Source organism: Streptomyces sp. NPDC003032, assembly GCF_053591415.1.
The window spans coordinates 144,731-167,960 of record NZ_JBSFTT010000003.1; the positions used below are offsets into that span (position 1 = coordinate 144,731).

Here is a 23,230-nt window from a genome sequence, read left to right on the forward strand (position 1 = left end):
TAGAGCGGGGAAACAAGATGATCTTGGTTTGATCATGCCATATGTCTACTTCTGGTCACAAGCGACCCAGAGGCGCTCACGGTGGCGCGGGGCCATCACAACGAAGAGGACCGTCCCTGCTCGATGCCGCCTGCCGTCAGCGGTCGGACGCCGCTCGTTCCGCCATCCTCTGGAATTCGCCCAGGTCGTAGTTGGCCAGCGTCGAGTCGAGGTTCGTGAGGGCGCCCAGGTGTTCCACGAAGCCCTGGGGGTCGTACTCGATCTGGAGTGTTACTCGGCTCTCCGTGTCGCTGAGGCGGTGGAAGGTGACTACTCCGGCGTGGTGGACGCCTTCTGTTGTGCGCCAGGCGATGCGTTCCTGGGGGATGACCTCCGTGAGTTCGGCCACGAAGCTCTTGTCCGCGCCGGGGAGGGAGACCTGCCAGGCGAAGGTGGTCCCGTCGATGCGCTTGACGTGCTTGACGTGGCTGAGGAAGGTCGGCCAGCGTTCGACGTTCTCCCAGAGGGTCCAGCTCACGGCTACCGGTGCCTTGATATCGACCGCTTCGAGCAGTGAGGACGCCATAGGTAGTTGTCGGTGACGCTCGCCGTCGTGGGTGTTCGTCGGGCATGCTGGCCCGCGGCAGGGAGCCGGCTGGCGGTTCGCTGCGGAAGAGGAAAGGAGGGGTCGTTTGTGGGCGACTGGATACGTTGCTGCCATCCCGCACCCGACGCCGGGTTCCGTCTGCTCTGCTTCCCGCACGCGGGGGGTTCGGTCAGCGCCTATCACGCGATGTCCGCCGCCGTCACGGGTGTCGTGGAGCCGCTGATCGTGCAGTACCCGGGGCGTCAGGACCGGTTCGGCGAGCCGTTCGCCGCGGGGGCGGACGAGATCGTCGACGCCGTGCTCGATGAGCTGCCTTCGGGGCCGGGCACCGCGCCCCTCGCCCTGTTCGGGCACAGCATGGGTGCCCTCGTGGCGTTCGAGACCGCGCGGCGTCTGGAGGCCGAGGGGCGGCCCCCCGTGGCGCTGATCCTCTCCGGCCGGTCCGCGCCCTCGCTGGCCCGGCCGACCGCGGGCGGACAGTCGGTGCGTGATATGACCGACGCCGAATTGGTGGAAGAGATGCGGAAGTTGTCGGGGACCGCCGACGAGCTACTCGCCTCTCCCGAGATGCTCTCGCTCTTCCTGCCGCCGATGCGCGCCGACTACCAGATCGTCGACGATTACGTCTATCGCGCCGCGCCGCCGCTGAGTTGTCCCGTCACCGTCCTCACCGGCGACGACGATCCCCGCGTCACCGTCGAGCAGGCGCGGGCCTGGGAGAGCGAGACCCGGGGCGCGTTCTCCTGCCATGTGCTGGCCGGGGGCCACTTCTTCCTCGACGCCCATATGCCGTACGTCGCGGGCGTCATCGCCTCCGCGCTGCCCGGCCGGGAGGCGATGACGCCCGCCACGTAGCCGCCGGCCTCCTGGCCTATCCTCGCGGCTCCTCCGCCTCGAACTCCGCCAGGAGCGCGTCCAGCGAGTCGTCCGCCGCGTCCGACTCCTTCGCCTCGACGATGCGTGCCGCCAGTTCCTGGAGGGTCAACTCCTCCAGGAACAAGGTGATCGGTACGTCGATGCCGAAGTCGTCCCTGAGCCTGCCGACCAGGTGGACAGCGGTCAGCGAGTCGCCGCCCGCCGCGAAGTACGTCATCTCCGGGGTGATGGCTTCCCTGCCCTCGTCATCCAGGCCGAGCGCCTCGGACAGGAGGGCCGATATGGCGCGGGTTGCATGGTTGACGTCGGGTCCGGTGCGGGGGCTTGGGGGGCTTGGGGTGGCTTCCTCGCTCGCGGGCGCGTGCCGCAGTGTCAGTGCCGGGAAGCTCTCCCCCGCGAACGGGTACGTCGGCAGGCTCACCCTGCGGGCCCCGTTCGCCGTCTCCGGCCACGGGACCGAGCCGCCCTTCAGCCACAGCTCCCCCAGTTCGCGCAGGCCGTCCGCGTCGGGGCCGTCGTCCCGGTCGTTCCAGGGGCGGCCCTCCGCGAGTGCCGTCAGCCGCTCGGCCGCTTCCGTGCTGTCCGACGCCAGGACGTACGCGCGTACGTCCATGGGGGTGCGGGCGGTGCGCAGGGTGTGCGCGGTGTCGGTGAGGGTGGGGGCGTCGGGGGCGCGCAGGGCGGCGGCGAGTTTCGCGGCCAGTTCGGTGAGGGCGGTCTCCGTGCGGGCCGCGAGGGGGAGGATCTCGGTCGCGGGGCGGCCGTCGGCCGGGGTGGGGTGCTCGGGGCGGGGCGGGGTCTCTTCCAGGACGACGTGGACGTTCGTACCGCCGATGCCCAGGGAGCTGACTCCCGCGCGGCGCGGGCCCTCGGTGGGGTGTGGCCACGGGGTGGCGGCGTCCACGACCCGGAACGGGGAGGCTTCCACGCGCAGTTCCGGGTGCGGGCGGGTGACGTTGACAGTGGGGGCCAGTGTGGCGTGCTCCAGCATGAGTGCGGTCTTGATGAGCGAGGCCACGCCGGCGGCCGCGTCAAGGTGGCCTATGTTCGACTTCACGGAGCCTATGCCGATGCGGGGGGCGTTGGCGGGGGCCGGGGTGAACGCCGCGGCGGCCGCCGCCAGTTCGACGCGGTCGCCCAGTTCCGTCGCCGTGCCGTGCGTCTCCACGTACTGCGCCGCCGACGGGGTGAGACCCGCCGCCGCCCACGCCTCGACGATCGCCGCCGTCTGCTGTTCGACGCCGGGGGCGGTGAAGCCGACCTTCGTGGCGCCGTCGTTGGTCAGGGCGCTGCCGCGTACGACCGCGCGGATCGGGTCGCCGTCGGCGAGCGCGTCGGACAGGCGGCGCAGCACCACGACGCCCACGCCGCTGCCGGGCACGGTGCCGCCCGCCCGCTCGTCGAAGGGGCGGCAGCGGCCGTCGGGCGAGAAGATGCCGCCCTCGTAATGGACGTACCCCTGCCTGCGTACGGTGTCGACGCTCACGCCGCCCGCGAGCGCGGTGTCGCACTCGCCGAGGAGCAGCGCCTGCGCGGCGAGGTGCACGGCGGTCAGCGAGGTCGAGCAGGCCGACTGCACGGTCAGGCTCGGCCCTTCGAGGCCCAGGCGGTAGGAGATCCAGGGGGCGAGGAACTCCCGGTCGGTCAGGATGCGGATCTGCATCGCGCCGATGGACGCGGCCAGACGGCGGTCCGTGTGGGCGGCGAGCATGTGTTCGGTGGGGCTGCCGCCGACGTACACGCCGGTGCGGTCCGGCGCGGCGAGCGGGTCCCGCCCCGCGTCCTCCAGCGCGGCCCAGGCGGTCTCCAGGAGGAGCCGGTGCTGCGGGTCCAGGGCGGCGGCCTCGGTGCGGTTGAAGCCGAACAGCTCGGCGTCGAAACGGTCGGCGTCCGCGAGGTATCCCTTGGCCGGTACGTGCTCGGGGCGGCGCAGCTCTTCCGGGTCCGCGCCGTCCGCCAGCAGCTCCGCCTCCGTGAAGTCGGCGATGGAACAGACGCCGTCGCGGAGGTTCGCCCAGTACGTGGCCAGGTCCGGGGCGCCGGGGAACCGTCCGCTCATGCCGACGATCGCGATCGCGGAGTCGGTGTCGGTGTCCGTGGCGGTGTCGGTGTCCGTGGCGATGTCGGTGGCGGTGGCTGCGGTTGTTGCCTCGGTCATCGTGGCGTGCCCTTTCTGGAGCGGAGCCGTTGTGCGGCGGCGGTCTGGCGGGCGCGGCGGTCGCTGCCTCGGCGCTCTGCCGCTGGGGCGGGTGCTCCTTCCGAGGACCGACCGAGCGAGGCCCGGTCGAGGTATGCCGCGAGTGAGGCGACCGTGGGGTGGCGGAACAGGTCGACCAGGGTGAGGTCAGGTGCCGCCGTTCCCTCTGCCTCACCGGCGGCCGCCGTCTCGCGCAGGGCGTCCAGGACCCTCAGCAGCCGCACCGAATTGCCGCCCAGCTCGAAGAAGTTGTCGTGGGCGCCGACCTCGTCGAGCGTGAGTACGCGGGACCACACCCGTGCCACGCGCCGCTCGGTGGCGGTGCGCGTGGCGACGTACGTACGACTCGTCTCGCGCCGGTCCGACGCGGTCGGTTCGGGCAGACGGGCGCGGTCGATCTTGCCGGAGCGGTTGAGCGGCAGCTCGTCGAGGTGGAGATAGATCTCCGGGAGCATGTAGCCGGGGAGGCGTTCGGCGAGGTGGGCGCGGAGGTCCTCGTCGGAGGGGGCCGCGCCGTCCCGGTGTACGACGTACGCGACGAGGCGCTGTTCGGCGCCGCCGCCGTGCACGGCGGCCGCCGCGACGGCGACGTCCGGGTGGCCCGCCAACAGGGCCTCGATCTCGCCGAGTTCGATGCGGATGCCGCGCAGCTTGACCTGGGAGTCGGAGCGGCCGAGGTAGTGGAGCCGTCCGTGCGCGTCCACGCGGGCGAGGTCCCCGGTCCGGTACATGCGGGAGCCCGGTGGGCCGTACGGGTCGGCGACGAAGCGTTCGGCGGTCAGGCCGGGGCGGCCGATGTAGCCGCGGGCAAGCGAGGCGCCCGCGATGTAGACCTCGCCGGTCACGCCGGTGGGCACCGTGCGCAGACGGGCGTCCAGGACGTACACGCGGGCGCCCGGCACGGGGCGGCCGATCACCACGGGCTCGCCCGGTTCGAGGTCGGCGGTGGTCGCGTAGACGGTGGCCTCGCTCGGCCCGTACGCGTTGACGATCCGGCGGCCCGGCTCGCTGAGCCGCTCGACCAGTTCGGCGGGGCAGGCCTCGCCGCCGACGGCGAGCGTACGCAGATGGGGGAGCCGCCCCTTGATGTCGGGCAGCAGCATCGCGGCGGACGGCGGCAGGAAGACGTACGTGATGCGGGAGTCCCGGAGGCGGGCGTACAGCGCGTCGCCGAGCCGTTCGTCGTCGCGCGCGATGTGCAGCTCGGCGCCGGCGACCCAGGGGAAGAACAGGTCGGAGACGGCGACGTCGAAGCCGAACGACACGAATTGCAGGACGCGGTCCTCGGCGGTGACGGGGAACGCGGGGCGTACGGCTCCAGTGAGGTTGAGCAGCGCCCGGTGCTCCACGGCGACGCCCTTGGGGACACCGGTGGAGCCGGAGGTGAAGAGGACGTAGGCGAGGTCGTCGGGGGTGAGGGTCCTTCCATGGGTGAGGGTGGGGGCGGGGGCGGGGGCCGGTGCGGGGCTTGCGTCTTCCGGGGCGTCCGCGCGCAGGTACGGGATGCCTAGCCGCTCGCCCTTGGCCGCGGTCTCCGCCGCCGTCACCAGCAGTCCCGTGCCGGACGCCTCGGCCATGTGCGCGAGGCGGGCGTGCGGGTGGGCCTGGTCCAGGGGGACGTAGGCGCCGCCCGCGCGCAGCACGGCGAGCGCCGCGATGCCCATCTCCGGGGAGCGGGGCAGGAGCAGGCCGACCCTGAAGCCGGGGCGCACTCCCTCCGCGCGCAGCCGGGCCGCCAACGCGTCCGCGTTGTCGAGGAGTTCACGGTACGTGAGTCGGACGTCGCCGCAGACCAGGGCGGTGGCGTCGGGCCGGGCGGCCGCCACGTCCGCGATCAGGTCGGGCACCAGGCGCTCGGTGGGCGCCGCCTCGGCCGTACGGTCGGCGGCCGTGACGACCCGGTGCCGCTCCTCGGCCGGGACCGCGTCCAGGGTGGAGAGCGGGGCCTCGGGGTGGGCGAGGGCGGCATCCAGGAGCGTTTCAAAGTTCTGCACCCAGGCGCGGACTGTGGCGGCTTCGAACAGGTCGCTGCGGTAGATGAAGTGGGCGGCGAGGGGGGCGGGAGCGGGGGTAGCGGCGGCTCGGCTCTCGTCGGGCGCCGGGGTGGCGTCGCCGTCGCCTTCGGTCCAGCGCTCTACGTGCAGGTGGAAGTCGAACTTCGCCGTTTCCAGGTTCAGGGCGATCCGCTCGACGCGGGCTCCCGCGAGGGCGAGGGACAGTTCCGTGTCGTCGTCGTAGGCGAAGACCAGTTGCACCAGCGGGTCGTGGCTCGTGTCACGGGCCGGGGCCACGGTGTTCACGACCGTCTCGAACGGTGCGTCCTGGTGCGGCTGGCCGGCCAGCAGTTCCGTGCGGATCCTGTCGAGCAGTTCGCCGTACGTGGGGTCGCCGGACAAGTCGACGCGCAGCGCCAGGGTGTTGGTCAGCATGCCGACCATCTCCTGGAGTTCGGGCCGGTCCCGCCCCGACACGGGGAAGCCGATGACCAGGTCGTCGCGGCCCGAGAGGCGTCCCAGGAACGCGGCGTACGCGGCGAACAGCGCCATGAACGGCGTGGCGCCCCGCGCCCGCGCGGCCTCCGTCAGGCGTCGGTGGAGCCCGGCGTCCAGCAGGAACCGTTCACTGCCGCCCGCCGCCGTACGCACCGCCGGGCGCGGCCGGTCGAGCGGCGGTGAGACGACCTCGGGGGCGCCGCGCAGGCGCTCGGCCCAGTGCGCGACGGCCTCGGCGTAGGCGCCGTCGGCCTGGCGTTCGCGCTGCCAGGCGGCGAAGTCGGGGAATTGGAGGGGGAGTTCGGGGAGGGGGTGGCTGTGGGGGCGGGCTGGGCCGTTGCCGGACTCGGTTTCGTACGCTGTCGACAGGTCCCGGAGGATGACGCCGAGGGACCAGCCGTCGCAGATCAAGTGGTGGGCGACGAGCAGCACGCGATGGCTGCCGTCGTCGACGGCGTACACCGTGCAGCGCAGCAGCGGCCCTGTCGCCGGGTCGAAGGGGCGGGCCGCGTCCGCCCGCATCCGCGCCTCCGCTTCGTACGGCCGCACGTCCTTCTCCACTGTGACGTGCGCGCGGCCGGTGGCGGCGACGATCTGCGCCTGCGTGCCGTCGGCGGCGGTGCGGAAGACGGTGCGCAGGGCTTCGTGGCGGGCCACGACGGCGTCCAGTGCGCGGGTGAGCGCGCCGGGGTCGAAGGGGCCGTGCACGGTGAAGGCCGCGGGCACGTTGTACTGGGCGGTGCCGGGGTTCATCCGGTCCAGGACCAGGAGGCGGCTCTGGGCGTCGGAGACGGGGAACTCGTACTCGTCCTCGTACTCGTACTCGTCCTTGTCCTCGTTCTCGGCGATGTACTCGGCTTCCTCCGCTATGTACTCGGCTTCCTCCGTTACGTACTCGTCCTCGACGTACTTCTGCACGGTCTGGGCCGCTTGGTGCGGTGCGTCCACTGGGTTCACTCTCCCTGGAGCTGGAGGGGGGCCCGGGGGCCGCCGGCGAGGATGTTTTCGAGCGCCGCGGCGATCCGCGCGGCCGGTTCCGCGCCGAGGACTTCGGCGTGGGCGCAGGCCAGTTCGTGGACCTCGACCGCCGTGGCGGCGCGGCGCCAGGCCTCGGCCTTCTGCTTGGTGGGGATGGCCTCGGGGTCGCGGGTGGCGGCGAAGAGGGTGACGGTGCCGTCGTAGCGGGACGGGGTCCAGCTCCTGCCGAGGACGACGTGGTGGGCGATGGTTTCGGCGAGGGCGGCGAGGCGGTGCTCGCCGATGCCGTCCAGTGCGGCGCCCTCATCCCGGAGGATGCGCCGGGCCTCCTCCGTCGCGACGGCCGGGGCGAGCGGGGTCCGGGCGACCTCCGGCGGCTTGGGCATGGCGTCCACCACGGCGAGCAGTGCGACCTCGTCGCCGGCCGCGCGCAGCCGCACCGCCATCTCGTGGGCGACGGGGCCGCCGAAGGACGTGCCGAGGAGGAGGTAGGGGCCGTGGGGCCGGACGGTCCGGATGCGGTCGACGTACGACTGCGCGAGGTCGCCCATGGTGGGGGGTGAGCGGTGTCCTTCCTCCGACAAGGCGGGCGTCTGCAGCGCGTAGACCGGGCGGTCGGGGGCGAGGTGGGGCAGCAGGGTGACGTATCCCCAGCTCAGGCCGAGGCCGGGGTGTACGCAGAAGAGTGGGGCGCGGTCGTCTGCGTCTGCGTCTGCGTCTGCGTCTGCGCGGAGTGTGAGGAGGGGGGCCAGGCTGTCGGCGTGGGCGGGCTCGGGGCGGCCTGGCTTCGGGGTACCGGGCTCGGGGCCGTCCAGGCGGGCGAGGAGGCGGGCGGGGGTCGGCGCCGCGAAGAGGGTGGCGACGGGGACCCGTACGCCCCAGGCCTCTTCGATCCGCCCGGCGAGCCGGAGCGCGCTCAGCGAGTGTCCGCCGGACGCGAAGAAGTCGGTGTCGGGCCCGGCCGCTTCCGCACCTCCGAGCACCTCGCCGAACAGGACGCACAGCTCCTTCTCACGGGCGGAACGAGGTGCACGCTGCGATGCGGCCGCCCCCGCCGGGGCCAGGGCACGGGGTTCGGGCAGCGCGGAACGGTCGGTCTTGCCGTGCGGGGTGAGCGGCACGGCGTCGATACGGGCCCAGGCGGTAGGCAGGAGGTGCGGGGGTAGGCGGTGGGCGGCGGCTGAGCGGATGTCTTCCAGGGGGGTGGTCTCCATCCCAGGGGCCGACGGGCCTTCCTGCTTCAGCACCACCCACGCCACCAACCGCTTGCCGCCGCCCGGCGCGGGCCTCGCGGCGACCACCGCGCGGGTGACGCCGGGGCAGGTCATCAGTGCTGTCTCCACCTCCGCCGGTTCGACTCGGAAGCCGCGGATCTTGAGCTGGTCGTCGGCGCGGCCCGCGAATTCGAGGATGCCGTCAGGAGTTCTGCGGGCCAGGTCGCCGGTGCGGTACATGCGGGTGCCCGGGGCTCCGTGCGGATCGGCGACGAAGCGTTCGGCGGTGGCGGCGGGGAGGGCCAAGTAGCCGTGGGCGAGCCCGGTTCCGGCGATGTACACCTCGCCCACGCAACCGTCCGGCACGGGGCGCAGGCGGGCGTCCAGGACGTGGACGCGGGTGCCGTCCAGCGGGCGGCCGATCGGCAGCGGGCCGCTGATCGGGGCGGGGTGCGGGAAGCGGGGGGCCCGGGTGTGGAGGGTCGTGACGCGGGGGGTTGTGGCCTGGTCGGCCGGAGCGCCGGGGGCCAGGGCACCGATGGCCGGAACCCGCTGGCCCGGGACTCCGTCGGCCAGGATTCCCTCGGCCGGGACGTGGTGGGCCGTGGCCCGGTGGGCCGGAGCGCCGTCGGCCGGGACGCCGGGCACCGGGACGTCGGGCACCGGCGCGCCGGGCACCGGGGCGCTGGGCGTCAGGGCGTCGGGCACCGGGGCGCTGGGCGTCAGGGCGCCGGGCACCGGGGCGCTGGGTGTCAGGGCGCTGGGCGCCGGGATGTCAGGGACCAGGACACCCGCAGCCGGAACGTGGTGCGTCGTCGCGAAGACCGTCGTCTCCGTCGGGCCGTAGCCGTTGACGACCGCCGTGCCGGGGCAGTGTTCCCTTACGCGGCGCACCGCTTCGGGGTCGACGATGTCGCCGCCGGTCCAGACCTCGCGCAGCCCGCGCAGCGACCGCGGTTCCAACTCCGCGACGGTGCGGAAGAGTTCCGCCGTGAGCCACAGCGCGGTGACGCGCCGCTCGGGCAGCACCTTCGCCAGCAGGGCGGGAGTGACGGGCTCGTCGGGGCAGATCACCACCGTGCCCCCGTTCAGGAGCGGGACCCACACCTCGTACGTGGCGGCGTCGAACGTATGCGGGCTGTGCAGCAGGACGCGGCTGTGCGTGTGCGCCGAACCCGGCTCGCCCCTCCCCCCGGGACGGAAACGCGTGTCCGCGGCCAGTTCCACGACGGCCCGCTGCGGAACCACGACCCCCTTGGGCTCGCCGCTCGAACCGGACGTGTACATCACGCACGCCGCGGACTCGGGGTGCGGCGACGCGGTGAGCTGTCCGGCCTCCGGTGAATCCCCGTGCACGTGCAGTTGGCGTACGTGGGCGGGTAGCCGCACCGACGGCTCCCCCTCCGTCAGCACCAGCCGCGCCGACGCCCCGTCCAGCAGACGCGCCAGCCGCTCGGCCGGCTGCGTCCCGTCCAGGGGCAGCCAGCACGCCCCCGCCTTGAGCACCGCGAGCTGCGCGACGACCAGCGTCGGCGAACGGCGTAGGAACAGGGCCACCGTCGAGCCGGGCGTCACGCCCGCCGCGGTGAGGCGGCGGGCCAGGCGGTCCGACTCCTCGGCCAGTCGGGCGTACGTGAGGATGTTGTCACCGTCGGTGCTCTCTACGGCGGGCGCGTCCGGCGTGCGCGCCGCCTGTTCGGCGAACCGTCCGGTCATGGTGACGGGCCCGGCCGAGGGCGCCGTCTGCGCCGTCCGCGTTCCGGCGGACCGTGCCAGCAGTTCGCGGTGCTCCTGCTCCGGGAGTACGTCGATCCGGTCCACCGGCGTCGCGGGGTCCCCCGCCAGCTGCTCGAACGCCCGCGCCACGCGCGCGGCGACCGCCGCCGCGGAGATGCCGCGCCGGCAGCCCACCGCGAGGAGCATCCGCTCGCCCGCGACGACGGCGAGCGTCACGGGGTAGTGCGTGGCATCCCGTACGTCCGTGACGCGCACGGTGTGCGGGCCGTCGTCCCGCGGGTCCTGCGCCGCCCCGCGCGGGAAGTTCTCGAACGCGAGGACGGAGTCGAAGAGTTCACCCGACCCAGGGCCGTGTCCACGTCCCGGGCCCGGGACGTGGCCCTGGCCCACCATCCGTTGTACGTCCATGAGCCGCACGTGGTGGTACGGGGCGAGGCTCCACTGCTCGTCCTGGATCCGGGTGAGCAGTTCCCCGACGGTCTCCCCGTCGCGCAGCCGGACCCTTACGGGCAGCGTGTTGATGAACAGGCCCACCATCTCCCCCACGCCGGGCAGATCGTGCGGGCGGCCCGAGACGACGCCGCCGAATACCAGGTCCCGCCCGCCGGTCATCCGGGCGAGCACCAGGGACCAGGCGGCCTGCGTCAGGGTGTTGAGGGTGACGCCCTCGGCGGCGGCGCGGCGGGCGAGGGCGGCGGTGAGTTCGGCGGTGAGGTGCAGCCGCACGGTATCGGGCTCGTCTGAGGAGGAGTCGTAGGAGGGATCGGAGGAGTCGTCGCCCGCGTCGTCGCCTGGGGGCACCGGGGCTGCCGGGCGTACCGGGGGTACGAGGGGCGCGGGGCGCTCCAGACCCGCGAGCGCCTCGCGCCAGGCCGCCTCGGCGCGGCCCTGGTCCTGGCGGCTCAGCCACAGCGCGTACTGCCGGTAGGGCACGGCGGGCGGCAGCGTCCTGCCGGTGACCAGGGCCGCGAGGTCGCGTTCCAGGACCGGGACCGACCAGCCGTCGAGCAGGATGTGGTGGAAGGAGAGGACGAGTTCGCCGCCGGTGTCGTGCCGTACGAACAGGGCGCGGAGGGCCGGAGGGCGCGCCAGGTCGAAGCGGCGGGTACGGTCGGCGGCCAGCAAGTCGGCGGTGGCCGACTCCACTTCGACCGGCGTCCGCCCGGTCAGGTCGGCCTCGCTCCACGGCACGGTGACCGCGTGCGGGATCACCTGTACGGGCCGGTCGAGGCGTTCGTGCCGGAAGCAGGCCCGCAGATTGGGATGCCGCTCCATGAGGGCGCCGAGCGCGGCCCGTACTGTCTCGGGGCTGATCGCGGAGCCGATGCGGAAGCGGGCCTGGACCAGATAGGGGTCCGGGCCATCGGAGTCCCGTACGGCGTGAAAGAGCAGCCCCTCCTGGACCGGGGTGAGCGGCAGAACATCCGCGATACGCCCGTTCATCGCCCACCCTCCGGCCCCGCCGCCGGGCCGGGCAGGTCCGCTGGGCCCGGGAGGCCGCCCTGCGCAGGGACATTCCCCTGGCCCGCAAGGCCCGCCAAGTCCCCCTCCAGCATCGCCAGCTGCTCCATCGAGAGGCCCACCAGTGGGAAGTCCGACGGTGTGGCGCCGATCGGGACGTCCCGTTCTGTCTCCCGCGCCAGTACGGCGATCGCCTCTTGCCACAGCCGGGCGAACTCCCGTATCCGCGACTCCGCGAGGACCCCTTCCTCGTACGAGAAGGTCGCTTCGAGGCACAGCCCTCCCTCACCCTCCTTGGCGAGCGCGTCGATCTCGACCGCGTGGGCGAGCGGGACCGCGTCGGGGCCGGCGGCGAGGAGTTCGCCGCCCGCCGCGTCGCCGGAGGCGAAGCGGCCGAGGTAGTTGAAACGTACGTCGGGGGCGGGGAGTTCGGCGAGTAGCGGGGCCGTCTCCGGGTTGAGGTGGCGCAGGAGCCCCCAGCCGATGCCGCCGTTCGGCACGGACCGCAGCTGCTCCTTCACGGCCTTGAGCGCCTCGGCACCCCCCTCCTGTCCCAGGTCGAGCAGGACCGGGTACTGCGTCGTGAACCAGCCGACCGTACGGGACACGTCCGCAGGCACGGTCAACGCCTCCCTGCCATGTCCTTCCAGATGTACGAGCAGACCGGTGCCCGAACCCCGGTGGCGTACGGCGGCCGAGGCGAGCGCGGTGAGCAGTACCGCGTCGGGGCCGCAGTTGAAGGCGGCGGGCAGTGTGGTGAGTGCGGCCTCGGTGAGGTCGGCCGGGAGGTCCACGGTGAGGGTCGCGCGGCGGCGGGCACCCGCACCCCGCCCCGGCGTCGCGGTGAGGAACCCGGACTCCTCCGGCCCCGACGCCGACACACTCGCCTGCCACCATGGCAGTTCCGCCTCCAGCTGCGGGCTCATCGCTTCCTCTGCGAGCAGCCCCGCCCAGCGGTGGAATGAGGTGCCGGGGGCCGGTGTCGCGCCGCCGCCGCCGTCGCCGTCACCGTCGCCGTCGACCGAGAGCGCGGCGGCCAGTTCCGGGCCGATGATCCGCCATGAAACGCCGTCGACCGCCAGGTGATGCAGGGTCAGGAGCAGCAGGCCCGGCCGCCCCGGTCCGGCGTCGAGCCAGACGGCTCGCAACATCTCGCCGTCCTCGGGGGCGAGGCGGGTTTTGCGTGCCAACTCCCGCGCCTTGCCGTGCACGTCTGATTCCGCATCGTCGGTCACGTCGACGCGTACGAGTCCGGCTGCCCCGGGCGGGGCTTCCTCCGCCACCTCGATCTCCAGTTCCGACGCCAGCAGCCGCATCCGTAGCGCCCCGTGCCGCTCCGTGAGCGCGCGCACCGCGGCCTCGATCCGCTCCCGGTCCGTGCCGGGCGGCACGGGGAACACCATCGACTGCGTGAACGCCCAGGTGTCGCCGCCCTGTTCGAGCCACCACCGCATCACGGGCGTGAGCGGGAATCGGCCGACGCCGGTGTCCGAGGCGTCCGGGCCCTCGGCGGCGGTCGCCGACCGCGCGTGGACGGCCAGCTGTGCGGGCGTACGCAGGGTGAACACGTCGCGCGGTGCGAGGACGAGTCCGGCCGCCGAGGCCTGTCCGGCGAGCTGGATGGCCATGATGCTGTCGCCGCCGAGCCGGAAGAAGTCGTCATCGGCGCCGATCTCTTCGGCGCCGAGGATCCGGGCGAAGAGGCCGCACAGTTCCCTTTCCCGGGCGGAGGCGGGTGCCCGCGTCGATGAGCGGGGCCGGGGTGCGGGCAGGGCTGTCCGGTCGAGTTTTCCGCTGGGGGTGAGGGGGAGTTCGGGCAGCTCCACGATGTCCGAGGGCACCAGGTGCGCGGGCAGCCGGGTGGCGGCGTATGCGAGGAGTTCGGTCGGGTCGAGGGTGGGTGTTCCGGGGGCGGGCACGGCGTAGGCGATCAGCTGTGGCCTGCTGCGGTGACTGTCGCTGCGGCTCCCTCTGCGGTGACTGCCGCTGTGGCTCCTGTGGTGGCTGTGGCTGTCGTCACCGTCCTCGTCGCCGTGCTCGCCGCCGTCCTCACGTATCACCGCGACCGCCCGCGCCACCGCGGGGTGCTCGGTGAGGGCCGCGGCGATCTCGCCCGGTTCGATGCGCAGGCCGCGCAGCTTGACCTGCTCGTCGGTGCGGCCCAGATAGTGGAGGGTGCCGTCGTCGTCGCGGTACGCCAGGTCGCCGGTGCGGTACATGCGGGAGCCTGGGATGCCGTGGGGGTCGGCGACGAAGCGTTCGGCGGTGGCGGCGGGCCGGTTCAGGTAGCCGCGGGCCAGGCCCGCCGAGGCGAGGTACAGCTCGCCCGCGACTCCGGTGGGCACGGGGCGCAGCCGCGCGTCGAGGACGTACGCGGTGGTGCCCGCGACCGGCGTGCCGATGGGCGGGGCGGTGCCGTCGCCGGTCAGCGGGCCGGAGAGGGTGGCGGCGACGGTGGCCTCGGTGGGCCCGTACGCGTTGTGGAAGCGGCGCCCGCCGACGGCCCAGCGGGCCACGAGCGCGGGAGGGCAGGCCTCGGCGCCGACGGCAAGCGCGCGCAGCGCCGGGTAGGGGCCCTCGGGCACGGTCGCGAGGACGGACGGCGGCACCATCGCGCAGGAGATCCGCCGCTCGGTGAGGACGCGACCCAGGCTGTCCCCTGCGAGCGGGCCCGGCGGCGGCACGACGAGGGTGCCGCCGGGCCCGAAGGCCATGCACATCTCGGCGACGGAGATGTCGAACGCCGGTGAGCCGAGCAGCAGGACCCGGGACCCGGCGTCCAGCGCGAAGCGGTCCACAAGGCTGTGGACGAGCGCGGCGACTCCCGCGTGGGTGACGACGACGCCCTTGGGGGTGCCGGTGGAGCCGGAGGTGTGGATGACGTAGGCGGCGTGGGTGGGGGTGAGGGGCGTGGGGGTGAGGGGCCCCGGGCCCAGGGGCGCGGAGTCGAGGGACGCGGCGCCGAGAGGCTCAGGGGCCAGGGGCGCGGAGTCGAGGGACGCGGCACCGAGAGGCTCAGGGCCTAGGCGCTCGGGGGCCAGGGATTCCGGCGCGTGCGCGCCTCCGGGTGCCGGGGGTTCCACCGCGTACACGCCTCCGAGTGCCGGGGGCTCCACCGCGTACACGCCTCCCGGTGCCGAGGGTTCCACCGCGTACACGCCTCCCGGTGCCGGGGACTCCCCCGAATACGAACCCCCAGGCGCCAGGAACTGCCCTGCGTACGCGCGCCCGGGCGCCAAGGACTCCCCCGCGTACACGCCCTCGTCCAGGACGAGCCACGGCAGGTCGGTCCGCGGCAGCACCTCCGCGGTGGCCGTCCGCGTGTCCGTGACGAGAAGTACCGGCGCCGCGTCGTCGAGCGTGCGGCGGACGCGTTCCGTCGGATAGTCCGGGTCGACCGGCAGATAGGCGGCCCCGGTCCGCTGCACGGCGAGCGCGGTCACCGGGAGGTCCGCGCCGCGTCCGAGGGCGAGCGCGACGGTCCGCCCCGGTCCCGCCCCGTGGCGAGTGAGCAGCCCGGCCAACCGCTCGACGCGCTCGACGAGTTCGGCGTACGTCAGACTCAGCCCGTCCGCTTCCAGGGCGGGCGCGTCGGGGGTCCGGGCGGCGTGCCGGGCGACCGTGTCCGGCAGGGATTCGGGCGCGGGCGCGGCCGGGCCCCGCGCCAGAGCGAGCAGGCGGCGGCGCTCGGCCTCGGGGACCACGTCGAGGTCCCGCAGGAGGGCGGCCGGGTCGGCGGCGACCTGCTTCAGCAGGTGCAGGTAACTGTCCGCCCAGCGGGCCACCGCCTCCGGCGAGAACAGGTCCGTACGGATCTCGAAGCTGCCGTCCATGCCGTCGCCGCTGTCCCGCACGACACCCACGAGATCGTGCTCGCCGCCGGTGTGGATGCGCTCGGGCTCGGCGAACTCCCGTACGGCGGAGACACTCGGCTGCTCCGTCAGGTGCATGAACACCCACTGGAAGAGAGGGGAGCGGCCCGCGCTGCGTTCGGGAGCGGCGGCCGAGACGATGCGGCCCACCGGCAGGTCGGCGCCCGCCATCAGGGCGGGGAAGTCCCTACCGAACCGGGCCAGGACGTCGGCGAAGGAGTCGCCTTCGGCGATGCGCCAGCGGGTCGGCACAGCGTTCATCACGTACCCGATGACGTGTTCGAGGCCCTTGGCCGAGCGGTTGGCGACCGGCGTGCCGATGACCAGGTCGTCGGCGCCGGACACGCGGTGCGCGAGGACCGCGAAGGCCGTCATGAGGACGACGTACACGGACGCGCCGCGCTCGCGGGCCAGCGCGCGGACGGCCTGTGTGGTGTCGGCGTCGACGCGGAAGCGGATCTGTACGATGCCGTCCTCGCCGTCCGCGTTCTCGCCACAGGCCTCCGGGCTGCCGTGGCCCGGCACCGTCAGCGGACCCGGCGGGTCGGCCAGGTACCGGCGCCAGAAGTCGAGACGCGCGTCGAAGACCCCGGCGGCCTCCAACTCCCCCTGCCAGGACGCGAAGTCCGCGTACTGGACGGCGGGACGGATCAGCTGCGGCTCGGTGCCGTCGCGCACGGCGCGGTACGCCTCGGCGAACTCGCTCTGCAGGACGTCGAAGGACCACCAGTCGGTGATGATGTGGTGCAGGCTCAGCATCAGCGTCGTCCGCGTGTCGTCGACGCGCACGAAGCGGCCCCGGATCAGCCGCTCCGCCGTGAGGTCGAACGGGCGGCGGCGGAAGGCCCGGAAGGCCTCCTCGATGGTGGTGCCCGTGCCGCGCAGGTCCTCGCGCTCCAGTACGAAGGGGCCCTCGTCGGGGAAGTCGACGCGCGGGTCGTCCGCCGTGCCGGAGATGCGGGTGCGCAGGATGTCGTGGTGGGCCTGGATGAGGGTGAGCGCGGCCTCCAGGTGGGCCGGGTCGACGGGCGCGCCTGCGCCGTCGACGACGTCGTCGGCCTGGTCCGCCTCGTCCCCCTTGCCCGCCTCGTCGAAGTGGTAGGCGCAGCAGAGGTTGAGGGCCGGGGTGCCGGGATACAGCGACTCGTACACCCACAGGTCCCGCTGGGCGGGGCTCAGCGGCACGGTGCCGCCGGCGTCGCGGGGCGGCACGACCGCGGGGATCTCCCGGGCGCGGCCCGCGTCGACGAGGCGGCGCATCAGCCGTATCCGCTGTTCACCGCTGAGGGCGCTGAAGCGGTCGGCCATGGAGGACTGGTTCGGGGTCACAGTGCGGCGGCCTCTCTCAGCTCGGCGAGGCGGTGCAGCCCCGCGAGTACTTCGTCCCGTCCGATGCCGAAGTCGATGAAACAGGCCACCTCGTCGCAGCCCAGGTCGCGCAGGTCGGCGAGCATCTTGGCGCAGGTGCCGGGCGAGCCGAGGAGGCTGCCCCAGGTCAGATAGCGCTGGAAGGCGAACTCGGCGAGCATCGCCGTCTGTTCGCCGGTCAGTTCCGCGCCCTCGCGCGCCCCGGCGGCGCGGTTGGCGGCGGTCTGCCGCAGATACGAGGCGAGGTACGCCTTGAGGGGCGCGGCGGCCAGGCGCCGCACCTCCGCGTCGTCCGCGCCGACGTACGTGTGTGCCATCAGCGTCACGCGGCCGTGCGCGTCGGTGCCCGCCTGGTCGGGGGCGGCGGCGCAGGCGGCGCGGTAGCGGGCGATCTTCTCGGCCAGCTCGTCCCTGCTCTGCCCGACGGTCGCGCCGAGCACTCCGGCGCGCAGCCGCCCGGCGGCCTCCCAGGTCTCGGGGTTGCCGGAGGTGGTGATCCACAGCGGCAGCTCCCGCTGCACGGGCCGTGGTTGCGAGACGACGCCGACGGGCTGCCCGGTGCCGTCCGGGTAGGTGGCCGCCTCGCCCGCCCACAGGCGCCGCAGCTCCGGGATGGCCCGAAGGGTCCGCTCGCGGCGGTCCTCGTAGTGGTCCGGGGCCAGGGTGAAGTCGGTGGAGTGCCAGCCGGTGGCGACGGAGAGGCCGGCCCGGCCGTGCGAGAGGTTGTCGACGACCGCCCAGTCCTCGGCGACCTTCAACGGGTGGTGCAGGGGCAGTACGACGCTGCCCGCACGGATCCCGATGCGCTCGGTGGCGACGGCGAGGGCCGCGCTGAGCACGGGCGGGCTGGGGAAGACCTGGCCCACCTGCTGGAAGTGGCGCTCGGGGGTCCAGATGGCGTGGAAGCCGAGGCGGTCGGCGGTACGGGCGACGGTGAGGATGTCGTCGTACGTCTGTGAGTGCGGGGTGGTGCGGTCCGCGCGGTCCGCGCTGTCCGCACCGAAGAACATCACGCTGAGGTCCACGGCCTCTCCTCCTGTTCTTTGCCGAGGTGGCTCTGCTGTTCCTGTCGGCGGGGCACGCGTGGCCGCCGTGGGATGGGGGCGGGGGCGGGACCTGTGGTCACGGGCGCCCGGGCCAGTTCGGCGGCGAGGGCGGCGACGGTCGGGGCGGCGAAGAGCTGTGCGGCTGTCACGGTTCGCGTGTCGGTGGTGAGGCGGGCCGCGACCCGTAGGGCACGCAGTGAGTTGCCGCCGAGGGCGAAGAAGTCGTCGTCCCGCCCGATGTCGTCCGGCACGCCGAGGACGTCGCGCCAGACGGCGGTGATGTCGCGCTCCAGCGGGGTGGCGGGGCCGGCTGCCGCCGGGTCCGGGGCCGGTGCCACGTCCCTGTCGCTGCCCCTGCCGCTGTCCCTGTCCCTGTCCCTACCCCTGTCGCTTTCGTCCGCGCGGCGCGGGGGTCCGATGGGGACGAGTGCGGACAGCGGTGTGTCGGGTGCGGCGGCCGCTGCCTCCAGGGCCTGGGGCAGCGCGTCCGCGAGCCAGTACACGAAGGGCTCCTCCAGGGAGTCGACGCGGTACTCGAAGGTCATCGTCAGGCCTTCAGGGGCCCCGCCGGGTCCGACGGCGTCGGTGACGTCGACGAGCAGCTCGAAGCGGGCCTCGCCGGTACGCACCACCTCGACTCCGGCGTCGGCGCCGGGCAGGTCGACGTCGGCGCGCGCGTTGTTCTGCAGGGCGAGGACGACGTCGGTGAACGGCTGCCTGCCCCGCGTACGCGGCGGATTCAGCTCGCCCACCACATGCTCGAACGGCACGTCCTGATGGGCGAAGGCGCCGAGGTCCGTCTCCCGGACGCGGGCGAGCAGCTGCCGCGCGCTCGGGTCGCCGGACACATCGGTGCGCAGCACGAGCATGTTCACGAAGAACCCGACGGCGTCCTCCACGCTGCCGTCCCCCGCGCGCCCCGCCACCGGCGCGCCGATCGCCAGATCCTCACCCGCGCCCGCCCGCGCGAGGACGGCGGCGAGCGCGGTGTGCAGGGCCATGAAGAGGGTGGCGCCCTGAGCACGGGCGGCGTCGACGACGCGGGCGTGGGCGGCCGCGCCGAGCCGACGCACCACGGTCGCGGCAACGGACCCCGGCACGGCGGGCCGGTCCGAACGCCGGGGAAGCAGTGGCCCGTCGGGGCCGACGCCTCGCAGGGTTCGCTGCCAGTAGGCGAGTTGGCGGGCGGCGAGGGACGCGGGGTCGGCGGGCGAGCCGAGACGGGCTGCCTGACGGCGGGCGTGTTCGGCGTAGGTGAGGGGGAGCGGCGGCAGCGTTCCCGAGTCGGCGGAGCCTCCCGCAGCCCGAGCGGACCCTGCGTCGTCGCGGGCAGTGGGCGGGCCGGAGTGGTGAGCGTGTTCGGCGTAGGTGACGGGCAAAGGCGGCAGCGTTCCCGAGTCGGCGGAGCCTCCCGCAGCCCGAGCGGACCCTGCGTCGTCGGGCGCAGCGGACGCGCCGAGGTCATCCGCCTCCCAGCGGGCCTGCTCGACGCAGTCGCTGGGCAGGGGCGGCAGCGACGCCGAGTCGACGGGGCCTCCCACAGTCCGGGCGGCGAGGGACGCGGGGTTGGCGGGCGGGCCGAAGCGGGGTGCCTGGTGGTGGGGCTGCTTGGCGTAGGTGTCGGGCAGGGGCCGCAGCGTTTCCGGGACGGCCGCGCCCACCTCCGGTGTGGTCCGCGCCGCGTACGCGCGTGACAGGTCGCGGAAGAGTGGCGCGAGGGACCAGCCGTCCCCGGCGATGTGGTGGACCAGGACGAGCAGGGCGTGCTCGTCGGGCCGCTCGTGGGTGCTGAACAGCACGCCCCGCAGCGGCATTTCGCGGCGCAGGTCGAAGTGGTGCCGGGAGGCGTCCTCGACCGCCGTCGGCAGATCGGCCTGCGGCACCGTGCGGTGCCGGAACGGCGGCCTGGCCTCGGTGCCGCTCAGTACGCGCCGCACGGGAGCGCCGTCCACTTCGTCGAAGACGGTACGGAGCACCTCGTGCCGGACGGCGACGTCCCCGAGGGCGTCCCCCAGCGCGTCCGGGTCGACCGCGCCGCGCAGCCGCACCAGCATGGGCAGGTTGTACGCGACTCCGGCGCCGAGCCGGTCCAGGAACCACAGGCGGTGCTGGGCGTGGGAGACGGGCAGCGGGGCGGTGGCGGCGAGCGGCGAAGGGGCCACGGACCGCGGGGACTTGTCGGCGGCGTCGACGTACGGCGCCAGCCCCGCCGGGGTGGCCGCTGTGAAGAGCGTACGGAGGTCGAGTTCGGCGCCCAGCGTCGCGTGGACGCGGCCGAGGACCCGCGCCGCCAGCAGGGAGTGGCCGCCCAGGCCGAAGAAGTCGTCGCGCGGGCCGACCGACGCGACGCCGAGGACATCGGCGAACAGGGTGCGCAGAGCGCGGACCGTCTCGCTCTCCGCGTTGTCGACGTCGGTGGCGCGCGGTGCCGGGGCCTCGGTCCGGGAGGACGGCTTCGGGAGCGCCGCCCGGTCCAGTTTGCCGTTGGCCGTCAGCGGCAGCGCGTCCAGCAGGACGAAGGCCGCGGGCACCAGGAAGTCGGCGAGTTCGCGCTCCGCGTGGGTCCGCAACTCGGCCTCGAGGACGACGGGCTGTTCCCTTCGGCCCGCAGGGACTACGTACGCGACCAGTTGCCGCTCGCCGTCCGCCTCCGCGCGGGTCGCCACCACGGCGGCGCGGTCGACTCCGGGGTGGCGGGCCAGCACGGTCTCGACCTCGCCCGGTTCCACCCGGAAGCCCCGGATCTTCACCTGGCCGTCGGCCCGGCCCAGGTACTCGAAGGTCCCGTCGGCCCTTCGCCGCGCCAGGTCGCCGGTGCGGTAGACACGCTCACCCGCGGCCTCGGCGCCGGTGCCGGGCGGCGCCGCCACGAACCGCTCCGCCGTCAGCGACGCGTCGCAGTAGCCGCGCGCGACGCCCGCACCGGCGGCGTACAGCTCACCGGTGACGCCGTCCGCGACCGGCCGCAGCCGCTCGTCGAGCACGTACAGCCGCTTGCCGGGCAGCGGGCGGCCGATCGGTATCGGGCCGCCTCCGCGTGCGTCCTGCGGGGTGACGCGGTGGACGGTGAGGAAGACCATGCACTCGACGGGGCCGTAGCCGTTGGTGACCCGCAGGCCCGGCTCGTGCTCCAGGGCGCGGGCCACGTGCGGGGGCGACAGCGTCTCGCCGCCGACGATCAGTTCACGCAGGCCCGCGATCGCGCGCGGATACTCGTCGACGATGACGTTGAACAGGGACGCGGACAGGTACATGGACGTGACGCCGTACGCGGCGACGAGCCTCGCGATCACGACCGGGTCGGGGCGGCGCCCCGGGTGCAGGACGCACGTCCCGCCGCCCAGCAGCGGCCCCCACAGCTCCAGCACGAACGCGTCCCACGACACGGGCGCGCTCTGCAGCCACACCGAGCCGGGGCCGAAGGAGGCGAAGTCCTGGCCGGTCAGGGTGGCCGTGACGGCGCGGTGCGGCGCGACGATGCCCTTGGGGCGTCCGGTCGACCCGGAGGTGTACATCACGCAGGCCACGTCATCGGGCGCCACCCGCACCGCACCGCGCGCCAAAGGGCGCGCGCGTACGGCGTCCTCGACGTACACCACGGGCACGCCCGCATCCCCCACGGGCCCGCCCGCAGCACGCCCCGCCAGCACCACCGCCACCCCCACGTCCGCCGCCATCCCCCGCAGCCGTCCCGCCGGGAAGCCGGGGTCCAGCATCACGTAGCCCGCCCCCGCCTTCAGCGTGCCGAGCACCGCCACCGCCAGCTCCACGGAGCGGTCCAGGTACACCCCGACGGTGTCGCCCCGCGTCACGCCGCGCGCCGCGAGGAGGCCCGCCAACCGGGCGGCGCGGACGTCCAGTTCGGCGTACGTCAGCCGTTCACCCTCGTACACCACCGCCGTCGCGTCCGGCGTCCGTTCCGCCCACTCCTCGAAGAGCTCATGCACGCACCGCGTCATCCTTCTCACCGCCCTTGCCGCTCTTGCCGCCCTTGCCGCCCTTGCGCTCGGTCTCGTCGCCATCGCCATCGTTGACATCGGCGTCGGCGTCGATGTCCGGCAGCAGTACGTCGATGTCCCTGATGGAGCGGCTCGCCAGGCCCCACATCGCGACCGCGAGCCCCGCGACCCCGGCGAGGAAGAGCATCCCCGCCATGCCGCTGCCCGGCGCGTCGCCCAACAGGGGGCCGAGGAGTACGAAGACGCCGGCCCCGTCGGCGGACTGCGGCTCGAAGAGGCCGTCGGCGAGCGGCCCGGAGACGGCCGTGGCCAGCGGTACGGAGATCTGCGACAGGAACATGACGGCGCCGAAGACCCGGCCCTGCCACTCCTGGGGGACCTTGGTCTGCACGATCGCCTGCATCGAGGCGTTCACGAGTGTCATGAGCAGCGCGCCGACCAGGATGGCCGCGCACCAGCCGGCGACCCCGCCGACCAGGGCCATCCCGATCTGCGCCGACAGGCACATGCCGACGATGCCGAGCATCATGCCCCGGCCCCTGTTCTTCGGGCCGCCCCAGGCCGCCATCAGCAGGCCGCCGACGACTCCGCCGACGCCGATCGCGCTGTTGACGGCGGCGAGCGCGCCGTTGCCGGACTTGAGCAGGACCATCGGCTGGATGACGGCGAAGCCGAAGACCATGACGAGGTTGACCGTGCAGAAGTTCACGGTCATGTCGCGCAGGCTCGCCTGCCGGAAGAGATAGCGCAGCCCTTCCACGGCCTCCGCGACGATCTTGGAGCGGGGCGCGCCCGCGCCCTCGGGGACCTTGTCGCCCCTCATCCGTACGACGCGTACGCCGATGAGCGCGAAGGCGTAGCTCACCAGGTCGATGACGAGGACGGCGCCGATCCCGGAGACGGCGACCATGACGCCGCCGAGCGCCGGGCCGCAGATCCCCGCGGCGCTTCTCGCTCCGGCCAACAGGCCGTTGGCGCGGCCCAGTTGGTCCTTGCGCACCAGGAGGGGTACGGCGGCGGTGAGCGCGGGCAACTGGAAGGCGGCGCTGACGCCGAGGAGGACGGTGGCCGGATAGACCTGCCACGGTTCCAGGCCGCCGCCGAAGAAGTGCACGAGGGCGAGCAGGCCGACGGTGACGAATCCGCCCGCGTCGGCGATCTGGAGGGCGGAACGTTTGCGGATGCGGTCGATTATCGCGCCCGCGAACGGGCTGAACAGCGCCTGTGGAAGCAGGGCGCAGAGGGACAGCGCGGTGACGGCGGTGGCCTGCTCCCCGGTGGACCAGACCTCGATAATGAAAGCGAATCTGAGAACGGCGCTTCCGACCAGTGAGACGGCCTGTCCGGACCACACGAGCATCAAGGGACCCGCACCGCTGAAGCGGCCCGCCCGCTCTTTTCCGTCCCTCCGCGACGCCGCTTTTCCCTCTGCCCTTTCGCGGTC

General features: G+C 73.8%; 9 protein-coding genes. 1 reads left to right on the top strand and 8 read right to left on the bottom strand.

The annotated features are described in order from the left end of the window. Window positions 1–136: 136 nt before the first annotated feature. Entirely contained in the window at window positions 137–565 is a 429-nt protein-coding gene (locus ACWDZ7_RS05280; protein ID WP_451794987.1) for an SRPBCC family protein, read from the bottom strand. Window positions 566–673: 108 nt separating this feature from the next. Between ACWDZ7_RS05280 and ACWDZ7_RS05285 the strand changes: the two genes are divergently transcribed. Then, window positions 674–1,441: a thioesterase II family protein gene (locus ACWDZ7_RS05285; RefSeq protein WP_451794989.1), complete on the top strand. Its 768-nt coding sequence runs from the start codon at window positions 674–676 to the stop codon at window positions 1,439–1,441. Between the two features lie 16 nt (window positions 1,442–1,457). Here ACWDZ7_RS05285 and ACWDZ7_RS05290 read toward each other — a convergent pair whose 3' ends face one another. The 7 genes from ACWDZ7_RS05290 to ACWDZ7_RS05320 are packed head-to-tail and all read right to left on the bottom strand — an operon-like array spanning window position 1,458 to window position 23,146. Beyond that, a complete protein-coding gene (locus ACWDZ7_RS05290; protein WP_451794991.1) occupies window positions 1,458–3,620 on the bottom strand; it encodes a beta-ketoacyl synthase N-terminal-like domain-containing protein in 2,163 nt (720 codons plus the stop codon). After that, window positions 3,617–7,099, bottom strand: coding sequence for a non-ribosomal peptide synthetase (locus ACWDZ7_RS05295; protein WP_451794993.1), 3,483 nt, complete (start codon window positions 7,097–7,099; stop codon window positions 3,617–3,619). Before ACWDZ7_RS05295 ends, ACWDZ7_RS05290 begins: the two co-directional genes overlap by 4 nt. A gap of 5 nt (window positions 7,100–7,104) precedes the next feature. Then, on the bottom strand, window positions 7,105–11,523 hold the full coding sequence (locus tag ACWDZ7_RS05300) for a non-ribosomal peptide synthetase (protein ID WP_451794995.1): 4,419 nt from the start codon (window positions 11,521–11,523) through the stop codon (window positions 7,105–7,107). Continuing rightward, window positions 11,520–16,742, bottom strand: a complete 5,223-nt coding sequence (locus ACWDZ7_RS05305; protein ID WP_451794997.1) for a condensation domain-containing protein — start codon at window positions 16,740–16,742, stop codon at window positions 11,520–11,522. Before ACWDZ7_RS05305 ends, ACWDZ7_RS05300 begins: the two co-directional genes overlap by 4 nt. Then, on the bottom strand, window positions 16,739–17,806 hold the full coding sequence (locus ACWDZ7_RS05310; RefSeq protein ID WP_451794999.1) for a MupA/Atu3671 family FMN-dependent luciferase-like monooxygenase: 1,068 nt from the start codon (window positions 17,804–17,806) through the stop codon (window positions 16,739–16,741). Before ACWDZ7_RS05310 ends, ACWDZ7_RS05305 begins: the two co-directional genes overlap by 4 nt. Next, window positions 17,791–21,774: an amino acid adenylation domain-containing protein gene (locus ACWDZ7_RS05315; protein WP_451795001.1), complete on the bottom strand. Its 3,984-nt coding sequence runs from the start codon at window positions 21,772–21,774 to the stop codon at window positions 17,791–17,793. The genes ACWDZ7_RS05310 and ACWDZ7_RS05315 overlap by 16 nt, the downstream gene beginning before the upstream one ends. Next, window positions 21,767–23,146, bottom strand: coding sequence for an MFS transporter (locus ACWDZ7_RS05320; protein ID WP_451795003.1), 1,380 nt, complete (start codon window positions 23,144–23,146; stop codon window positions 21,767–21,769). Before ACWDZ7_RS05320 ends, ACWDZ7_RS05315 begins: the two co-directional genes overlap by 8 nt. Window positions 23,147–23,230 lie beyond the last annotated feature (84 nt).

What these genes read in the sequence shown, in the direction of transcription:
- ACWDZ7_RS05290 (WP_451794991.1), bottom strand. Translation starts at nt 3,620, where the DNA reads ATGACCGAGGCAACAACCGCAGCCACCGCCACCGACATCGCCACGGAC.
- ACWDZ7_RS05320 (WP_451795003.1), bottom strand. Translation starts at nt 23,146, where the DNA reads ATGCTCGTGTGGTCCGGACAGGCCGTCTCACTGGTCGGAAGCGCCGTT.
- ACWDZ7_RS05280 (WP_451794987.1), bottom strand. Translation starts at nt 565, where the DNA reads ATGGCGTCCTCACTGCTCGAAGCGGTCGATATCAAGGCACCGGTAGCC.
- ACWDZ7_RS05300 (WP_451794995.1), bottom strand. Translation starts at nt 11,523, where the DNA reads ATGAACGGGCGTATCGCGGATGTTCTGCCGCTCACCCCGGTCCAGGAG.